Below are 961 nucleotides of genomic sequence, written 5' to 3'. Positions count from 1 at the left end.
CACCAAAGGACGATCAATAATCGCAATCGGAAGCATAGATATGATATCACGCCACCGATACCAATGATGAATCGTTGCCAAACTATCTGCACCCATAATCCATACAAAATGTACTCTTCGGTAATGCGCAAGAATATGAGAAATCGTTTCTACTGATACTTTGCTGCCTATAGCCTGTTCAAAACCTGTTACACGAATCTTTGGATCGTCAATAAGTTCAAGACTTAAGCGCATTCTCTTTTCTAAAGGTGGTAAATGTGTACAATCTTTTAAAGGGTTCCCCGGAGTTACCATCCACCATAATTGATTAAGACGCAAACGTCGAATTGCAGTTTTTGCAACGAGAAGATGCCCTTCATGCGGTGGATTAAAGGACCCGCCAAAAAGACCAACAACATTGGATCTTTCAACATATGGCATACGATTTTTCCATAGAAGAAATGGCTGTTTCAAGGTCTAACCTGTCCATTTCCTTTAATATGGTACTGAAATGACGTCAGTTGTTCAACACCTATGGGACCACGTGCATGCATTTTTCCTGTTGCAATACCAATTTCTGCCCCAAAACCAAATTCACCTCCATCAGCAAATTGTGTGGATGCATTATGCAATAAAATGGCTGAATCCAAATGATTAAAAAATTTCTCCACAATTTCCATATCCTCAGCAATAATCGATTCCGTATGTCCTGATGAATAACGCTTGATATGAGCAATGGCTCCCTCAACACTTTCAACCGTCTTAACAGACACAATCGCATCAAGATATTCGTGCGACCAATCTTCTTCAAAGGCTAATTTGGCGTCTGGCATAAGAAAAACAATATCTTCTGTTGCGCGGATTTCACACCCTTTTTTCTGTAAAGCAGTCAAAATAGGAAGAAACTTTTCTAATGCCTGGCGATCAATAAGAACTGTCTCAACAGCACTACATATACCTGTGCGTCGCAACTTTGCATTCA

Annotated in this window: 2 protein-coding genes; both read right to left on the bottom strand. The window is 40.1% G+C overall.

The features are described from left to right. Window positions 1-420, bottom strand: a 420-nt coding sequence (locus ACFIO5_RS10115) for a nicotinate-nucleotide adenylyltransferase (protein WP_375705326.1), incomplete at its 3' end; no start/stop codon positions are given. Between the two features lie 29 nt (window positions 421-449). Then, window positions 450-961, bottom strand: a 512-nt coding sequence (locus ACFIO5_RS10110) for an aldehyde dehydrogenase family protein (protein WP_522729879.1), incomplete at its 5' end; no start/stop codon positions are given.

Source organism: Bartonella sp. AA86SXKL (genome assembly GCF_042196885.1).
This window is presented reverse-complemented; position numbering and strand designations above follow the sequence as displayed.